Origin of the sequence: Ramlibacter sp. (assembly GCF_036383835.1) — a bacterium.
GTDB lineage: Bacteria > Pseudomonadota > Gammaproteobacteria > Burkholderiales > Burkholderiaceae_C > Ramlibacter.
The window spans coordinates 1-7,875 of record NZ_DASVNN010000093.1; the positions used below are offsets into that span (position 1 = coordinate 1).

The window sequence follows — 7,875 nt, forward strand, 5'->3', positions numbered from 1 at the left end:
CGCCCCCACCCCGGCCCTCCCCCGGAGGGGGAGGGGGTGAAGACGCAGCCCAGGGTGTCCCGTGCAGGCCCGCCTCCACCGCGGCCGCCATCAGCGCGTGGTAGCTCGGATGGAACTCGACTTCGTCGATGCGGCGGCCGAAGCGGTCGTGCGTGTGCAGCTGCGGCGTATGCGTGTTGGCCAGGCGCGCATGCGCCTGCATTTCCGAGCTGCCCGCGAGCGCGCCGAGCCGCGACAGCGAAGCCGTGTCCAGCTGCGGAGCGTTGAAGCGCAGCGCGTCACGCAGGGCCCGGTTCGTCTCGAACAGGTTGATGCCGACCAGCGGTTCCGTCTGGTTGAAGACCTCGTGCGTGACGACTTCGGACACGGTGCCGCCTCAGGCGAGCTTCACCAGCTGCTTGCCGAAGTTGCGGCCCTTCAGCATGCCGAGGAAGGCCTCGGGCGCCGACTCGAGGCCCTGCGCCACCGATTCGCGCGGGCGCAGCTTGCCGGTGCCGACCAGCGCGCCGAGTTCCAGCAAGGCCTGCTGCCACACCTCCGGATGTTCGCTGACGATGAAGCCCTGCACCTTGAGGCGGCTGCGCAGGATCACCTGCGGATAGCTCATGGGGACGGGCTTGCCGTCGTAGCCGGCGATCATCCCGCACACGGCCATGCGGCCGAAATCGTTCATGCGCAGCATCACGGCGTCCATCACCATGCCGCCCACGTTCTCGAAGTAGCCGTCGATGCCATTCGGGCAGGCTTCCTTCAGCGCCTTGGACAGCGACAGTGCATCGCCATGCTGCTTGTAGTCGACGCAGGCATCGAAGCCGAGTTCCTCGGTCACGTAACGGCACTTCTCGGGGCCGCCCGCGATGCCGACGGCGCGGCAGCCGTGTGTCTTCGCCAGCGTGCCGAGGGCGCTGCCCACCGCGCCGCTCGCGGCGCTCACCGCGATGGTCTGGCCTGCCTTCGGCTCGATGATCTTCATCAGCCCGTACCAGGCCGTGACGCCCGGCATGCCGACCGCGCCCAGGTAGTGCGAGATCGGCACGTGCGTGGTGTCGACCTTGCGCAGCGTACCGGGCTGGTCGGTCGCGACCACGCTGTACTCCTGCCAGCCGCCCATGCCCACGACCTTGTCGCCGGCCCGGAACTTCGGGCTGCGGCTCTCGACCACCTCGCCGACGGTGCCGCCGATCATCACTTCCCCGAGCGGTTGCGGCGTCGCATAGCTCCTGGCCTCGTCCATGCGCCCGCGCATGTAGGGATCGAGGCTCAGGTAGTGGTGCCGCACGAGCACCTCGCCGTCTTTCAGCGGCGGCGTCTCGCTGGTGACCATCCGGAAGTTCGATGCGCTGGCTTCGCCCTTCGGGCGGCTGTCCAGCAGGAACTGCTTGTTGGCAGGCATGGTGGCCTCCTCAGTCGGTGGAGATGGTGTTGGCCGGCGCGCTGGGCGCCTGCCGCTTGACGTACTTGAAGGTGCCGGTGGCGTGGGCACAGGCGCGGCCTTCGCTGTCGTAGATGGTGCCTTCGGTGAAGGCCATCGATTTGGTCCGGTGCATCAGCCGGCCCTTGCCCGTGAGCAGGCCCTGGCAGGGCTGCATGAAGCTGGTCTTCATTTCGATCGTGACGACGCCGGTCTCCAGGTCCACGCTGCGCGCGGCGGTGGCCATGGTCACGTCCAGCAGCGTCATGATCGCGCCGCCGTGGGTGACCATGAAGGAGTTCATGTGCTCGCGTTGCGGCAGGTAGGTGAGCTCCGAGGCGCCGCCCTCCATCTTCACCAGCTCGAATCCGAGGTGGTGCACGAAGGGAATCTCGACGCCGAACAACTTGGGACTGGGCACTTTCTTTTCATCCTCCGGTAATGACACTCACGCCGCCATCGACAGCCAGCCACTGGCCGGTGATGTGCTTGCCGGCATCCGATGCGAACAGCAGGGCCGTTCCCTTCAGGTCCTCGTCGTCGCCGAGGCGCTGCAACGGCGCGCGCCTCGCCAGTTGCTCGCCGAGCTGCTCCAGCGTCGTCCGCGTCATCCTGCTCGGGAAGAAGCCGGGGCAGATCGCATTGACGTTGATGCCGTAGCGGCCCCACTCCCCGGCCAGCGCCTGGGTGAAGGTGATCACGGCGCCCTTGGACGTGTTGTACGCGATCATCTGCAGCTCCGGCGGGTTGCCGCCCAGGCCGGCGATGGACGCGATGTTGACGATGCGTCCCTGCTTGCGCGGGATCATGCTGCGTTTGGCGATGTGCTGGCTCAGGATGAAATAGCCGCGCACGTTCAGGTTCATCACCTTGTCCCAGCCTTCGACCGGATGGTCCTCGGCGGGCGCGCCCCAGGCGGCGCCGGCGTTGTTCACCAGGATGTCGACGTCGCCCATGCGCTCCAGCGTCTGGTCTGCGAGCTTGCGGATGTCGTCCTCGCGCGAGCAGTCGGCGGCGATCCAGCGCGCGTCGATGCCGGCGGCCTGCAGTTCGGCCGTGGCCTCCTCCAGGTCGCCCGCCTTGCGCGAGCTGAGCATGATGCGCGCTCCCGCCTCGCCCAGGGCGTGCGCGATCTGCAGGCCGAGCCCGCGCGAGCCGCCCGTCACGAGGGCCGTGCGGCCCCCCAGGTCGAACAGGTCCTGCACCCTGCGCGTCATCGTTGGGTCTCCCGCGGCTTGGATTGTGCGTCCGCCTCCGGCGTCTCGCGCATTCGGGAGCGGACGAAGATCATGACGATGCCCGCGACGGCGGCCATCCCGCCCACCACGGTGAGGCTCCAGCCGGCGATCGCCGCCTCGTCGTGCGAGGCGATCCCCAGCACCAGCACGAGCAGGCCGCCGAAGATCAGCGCCCAGACCAGGTTGTCGTAGCGCTTCAGGGCACGCGCGGATGGCATCAGCTAGCTTCCTCGGACAGGGTGAGGGGACATTGCGAGACCTTTGCGACTTTTGCGTCCTGGATGTTCGGCATCAGAGAACCTCGAACACCCCCGCCGCCCCCATCCCGCCGCCGATGCACATCGTCACCACCACCTTCTTCGCGCCGCGGCGCTTGCCCTCGATCAGCGCGTGGCCGGTCAGGCGCTGGCCCGACACGCCATAGGGGTGGCCGACGGCGATCGCGCCGCCGTTGACGTTGAGGCGGTCGGCCGGGATGCCCAGCTTGTCGCGGCAATAGAGCACCTGCACCGCGAAGGCTTCGTTCAGTTCCCACAGGTCGATGTCCTCGACCTTCAGGCCCAGCTTCTTCAGCACCTTGGGCACGGCGAACACCGGGCCGATGCCCATCTCGTCGGGCTCGCAGCCGGCCACCGCGAAGCCGAGGAAGCGGCCCATGGGCTTGAGGTTGTTGCGGCCCGCGTACTCTTCGCTCACCACCACGCAGGCGCCGGCGCCGTCGGAGAACTGGCTGGCATTGCCGGCGGTGATCAGGCCGCCGGGCAGCGCGGGACGGATGCCGGCGATGCCTTCCTTGGTCGTGCCCGGACGCAGGCCTTCGTCTTGCGACACGGTCACGTCCTTCGTGACCAGTCCCATCACCGCATCGGCGACGCCGGCCTTCACGGTGATCGGCGCGATCTCGTCCTTGAACTTGCCGGCTTCCTGGGCGGCGACGGCCTTCTGCTGGCTGCCCGCGCCGTATTCGTCCATGCGGTCGCGGCCGATGGCGTAGCGCTTGGCCACCTGCTCGGCGGTCTGCAGCATGGACCAGTAGATCTCGGGCTTCTTCTTGTCCAGGAACGGGTCGCGCAGCATGTGCTGGTTCATCTCCTGCTGCACGCAGGAGATGCTCTCCACGCCGCCGGCGACGAAGACCTCGCCCTCGCCGGCGATCACGCGCTGCGAGGCCATCGCGATGGTCTGCAGGCCGGAGGAGCAGAAGCGGTTGACGGTCATGCCCGCCACCGTGATCGGCAGGTCCGCCATCAGCGCGATCTGGCGCGCGATGTTGGCGCCGGTGGCGCCTTCGGGATTGGCGCAGCCCATGATCACGTCCTCCACGGCATCGCCGGGGACGTTGGCGCGCTTCAGCGCTTCGCGCACGACGTGGCCGCCCAGGGTGGCGCCGTGGGTCATGTTGAACGCGCCCTTCCAGCTCTTGGTCAGGGGCGTGCGGGCGGTGGAGACGATGACGGCGTTGGTCATGGTGGATTGCCTTTCGTGCGGAATGGTGTTCAGGGCGCCGGCGCGTTGAGGTTGCGCAGCAGCTGGTGATAGAAGCGGACGAGCTCGCCGAGGTTGGCCACGGAGATGCGTTCGTTGGTGCCGTGCAGGCGCGGCAGGTCCTCGGGCTTCACGCGCACGGGCGAGAAGCGGTAGATGTTGTCGGTGAGGCCGGTGAAGTGGTGAGAATCCGAGCCAGCGACGTAGAGCGCCGGAGTCACGACGACTTCCGGGAACAGCGAGCGCATCGTGCGTTGCAGCAGGTGGTACGAGGGCGCCTGCGTGGGCGAGACGCCGGTGGGGTCGACGGCGCCGGGCAGCTCGCTCAGCTCGAAATCGGGGCCGACCTTGTCGCGCACGTGCTGCATCACGCTGGCGCGCGTCTCGCCCGGCATGATGCGGAAGTTCACCGTGGCCTCGGCGCTGCCCGGGATCACGTTGTCCTTGTTGCCGGCCTGGAGGATGGTCAGGGCCGTGGTGGTACGCAGCATCGCGTTGGTACTCGCGGCCTGTTCCAGTCGCGGCTGCACGAGGGGGCCGAACAGCCAGAGGTTCGACAGCGCCACGCGCTGGAAGCCGCCCATCTCGGGCGCGAGCGTCGCGAACATCTCGCGCGCCACGCCCTTCATCGCCGCGGGCAGCTGCTCCTGGTCCAGGCGCTGCAGCGCGGCGCTCAGTTTCGAGATCGCGGTCTGGCCGGGCCGCGGCGGCGCCGAGGCATGCCCAGGTGTCCCCTTGGCCTTGATCACCACCGACAGGTAGCCCTTCTCCGCGATGCCGACCAAGGCCGTCGGCTTGGCCAGCCCGGGCATCAGGCCTTCGGCGATGAACAGCCCTTCGTCGAGCACGAAGTCCAGCCGGACCTTGCGCTGTTCCAGCAGCTTCGCGATCTGCTGCGCTCCGCGCAGGCCGCTCACCTCCTCGTCGGCACCGGACACCACGTACACGGTCTGGCGCGGCTGGAAGCCGGTGGCCAGCAGCATCTCGATGGCTTCGAGCTGCGCGACCAGGTTGCCCTTGTCGTCCCAGGTGCCGCGGCCCCACACGTGTCCATCGCGGACCTCGCCCGCGAAGGGACCGGACTGCCACTGCTTCTCGGTGCCCGGCTCGATCGGCACGACGTCGTGGTGCGCCATCAGCATGACCGGTTTCGCGGCCGCATCGCTGCCCTTCCACGTGTACAGCAGGCTCAGGCCGCCGACCACCTCGCGCTGCAGCGTCGCATGCACGCGCGGAAAGCGCTGCGCGAGATAGGCATGGAACTGGCGGAAGGCTTCGGCGTTGAGGTTGGGGTCGGCGAGACTGGAGACCGTCTGGAAGCGCACCGCGCCGGCGAGCTTGTCGGCCACCGCGGCCGTGTCCACGGCCAGCGGGGGCGCCGGCGGGACCTGCAGCTGGCGCGAGCCTTGCCGCAACGTGTTCACGGCCACGGCTGCCGCGAGGAGCAGCAGGGCCGCGAGGACGACGAGGAGGATGCGCTTGATCATTCGGGAAGCCCTGGGTCCCCGCCTGCGCGGGGATGACGGCTCTTAATTGAAAGTTTTCCCTTCGTTGGCCAGCTTCAGCAGCAGCGGCGCCGGCTCCCAGAACTTCGCGTCGTCGCGCGGATTGGCCTGGAAGCGCTTCATCGCGTGCACCACGTTGAACAGGCCGACCTGGTCGGCGTAGAGCATCGGGCCGCCGCGATGGACCGGGAAGCCGTAGCCGGTGATGTAGACCATGTCGACGTCGCTGGCGCGGGCGGCGATGCCCTCCTCCAGGATGCGCGCGGCCTCGTTGACCAGCGAGAACACCAGGCGCTGCACGATCTCGTCGTCGGAGATCCTGCGCGGCTCGATGCCGAGCGACTTGCGGTGTTCGACGATCATGTCCTCCACCAGCTTGGAGGGGACCGCATCGCGCTTGCCCTGTTCGTAGTCGTACCAGCCGGCGCCGGTTTTCTGGCCGAACCGGCCCAGCTCGCACAGCTTGTCGGCGCTGCGGCTGTAGATCATGTTGGGGCGCTCCTGCGCGCGCCGCTTGCGGATCGCCCAGCCGATGTCGTTGCCCGCGAGGTCGCCCATGCGGAACGGGCCCATGGCGAAGCCGAAGCGCTCGATCGCCTTGTCCACCTGCTGCGGCGTGGCGCCTTCATCGAGCAGGAAGCCGGCCTGGCGGCTGTACTGCTCGATCATGCGGTTGCCGATGAAGCCGTCGGTGACGCCGGACACCACGGCCGTCTTCTTGATCTTCTTGGCCAGCGACATCACCGTGGCGAGCACGTCCTTGCCGGTCTTCTCGCCGCGCACCACTTCCAGCAGCTTCATCACGTTGGCCGGGCTGAAGAAGTGCAGGCCGACGACGTCCGCCGGCCGCTTGGTGAAGGACGCGATCTTGTTCAAATCGAGCGTGGAGGTGTTGGAGGCGAGGATGGCGCCCTTCTTCATCACCTCGTCGAGTTTCTCGAAGACCTTCTGCTTGACGCCCATCTCCTCGAACACCGCCTCGATCACGAGGTCGGCGTCCTGGATCTCGTCGTACGAGAGCGAGGTCTTCAGCAGGGACATGCGCTGGTCGTACTTGTCCTGCTTCAGCTTGCCCTTCTTGACCTGCGCCTCGTAGTTCTTGCGGATGGTGGCGATGCCGCGGTCCAGTGCTTCCTGCTTCATCTCGAGGATGGTCACCGGGATGCCGGCGTTCAGGAAGTTCATGGCGATGCCGCCGCCCATGGTGCCGGCGCCGATCACCGCGACCTTCTCGATCTTGCGCTGCGGCGTGTCTTCCGGCACGTCGGCGATCTTGGAAGCCGCGCGTTCGGCCATGAACAGGTGGCGCAGCGCGCGCGATTCCGGCGTGAACATGAGCGCGGTGAAGATCTCGCGCTCGAAGACCAGGCCCTCGTCGAACCTCTTTTTCGTGGAGGCCTCCACCGCGTCGACGCACCTGGCCGGCGCCGGGAAGTTCTTCGCCATGCCCTTGACCATGTTGCGCGCGAACTGGAAGTACGCATCGCCCATCGGGTGCTTCGAAGGCAGGTTGCGCACCAGCGGCAGCGGGCGTGCCGCGGCGACCGAACGCGCATGGGCGATCGCCTCTTCCAGCAGCGCCTCGGGCGACGACGCCATCTTGTCGAACAGCTTCTGGCCGGGCAGCTGCGCCAGCATCTCGCTCTTCACCGGTTCGCCGCTGACGATCATGTTCAGCGCGGGCTCGACGCCCAGCACGCGCGGCAGGCGCATGGTGCCGCCGGCGCCGGGGATCAGGCCCAGTTTCACCTCGGGCAGCGCGATGTTGGCGCCCGGCGCGGCGATGCGGTAGTGGCAGCCCAGCGCCAGCTCCAGCCCGCCGCCCATGGCGACCGAGTGCACCGCGGCCACGATCGGCTTGCTGGAGTTCTCGCAGGTGAGGATCACCGACAGCAGGTTGGGTTCGGCCGTCGCCTTGGGCGAGCCGAACTCCTTGATGTCGGCGCCGCCGGAGAAGGCCTTGCCGGCGCCGGTCAGCACGATCGCCTTGACGGCCGGATCCACGTTGGCCTGGTCGATGCCCTGCGCGATGGCCAGGCGGGTCGCGTGACCGAGCCCGTTGACCGGCGGATTGTTCATCGTGATCACGGCGACGTCGCCATGTACCTTGTATTCAGCCGTCATGCTGCTTCCTTCGAGGATGAGGGGAAAAGAACGGTCGTTCGCTTTTGGGCGATTGTAGGAGCGGGGATGGGTGCGACAACGGGATGTTGTCAGCTGGGAGACATGGTGTCAC

6 protein-coding genes and 2 pseudogenes are annotated in these 7,875 nt (G+C 67.8%); all 8 read right to left on the reverse strand.

What is annotated here, in order from left to right; translation table 11 throughout:
* Positions 1–367 (reverse strand): annotated as a pseudogene (locus VF522_RS15250) (DNA alkylation response protein); the annotation flags it as partial.
* 9 nt (positions 368–376) lie between these two features.
* Positions 377–1,393, reverse strand: coding sequence for an NADP-dependent oxidoreductase (locus VF522_RS15255; RefSeq protein ID WP_330909140.1), 1,017 nt, complete (start codon positions 1,391–1,393; stop codon positions 377–379).
* Between the two features lie 10 nt (positions 1,394–1,403).
* The gene (locus tag VF522_RS15260) at positions 1,404–1,832 is read right to left on the reverse strand and encodes a PaaI family thioesterase (protein ID WP_330909141.1); all 429 of its coding nucleotides are present in this window, start codon (positions 1,830–1,832) and stop codon (positions 1,404–1,406) included.
* Positions 1,833–1,839: 7 nt separating this feature from the next.
* Positions 1,840–2,628: an SDR family oxidoreductase gene (locus VF522_RS15265; RefSeq protein WP_330909142.1), complete on the reverse strand. Its 789-nt coding sequence runs from the start codon at positions 2,626–2,628 to the stop codon at positions 1,840–1,842.
* Positions 2,625–2,867: a hypothetical protein gene (locus tag VF522_RS15270; protein WP_330909144.1), complete on the reverse strand. Its 243-nt coding sequence runs from the start codon at positions 2,865–2,867 to the stop codon at positions 2,625–2,627. The genes VF522_RS15265 and VF522_RS15270 overlap by 4 nt, the downstream gene beginning before the upstream one ends.
* A gap of 73 nt (positions 2,868–2,940) precedes the next feature.
* Positions 2,941–4,116 (reverse strand): acetyl-CoA C-acyltransferase, encoded by a 1,176-nt coding sequence (locus tag VF522_RS15275; RefSeq protein ID WP_330909145.1) that lies wholly within the window; start codon positions 4,114–4,116, stop codon positions 2,941–2,943.
* Between the two features lie 29 nt (positions 4,117–4,145).
* Positions 4,146–5,642, reverse strand: a pseudogene (locus tag VF522_RS15280) (M20 family peptidase); the annotation flags it as partial.
* Positions 5,643–5,663: 21 nt separating this feature from the next.
* The gene (locus VF522_RS15285) at positions 5,664–7,763 is read right to left on the reverse strand and encodes a 3-hydroxyacyl-CoA dehydrogenase NAD-binding domain-containing protein (protein WP_330909146.1); all 2,100 of its coding nucleotides are present in this window, start codon (positions 7,761–7,763) and stop codon (positions 5,664–5,666) included.
* Between the last annotated feature and the right edge of the window lie 112 nt (positions 7,764–7,875).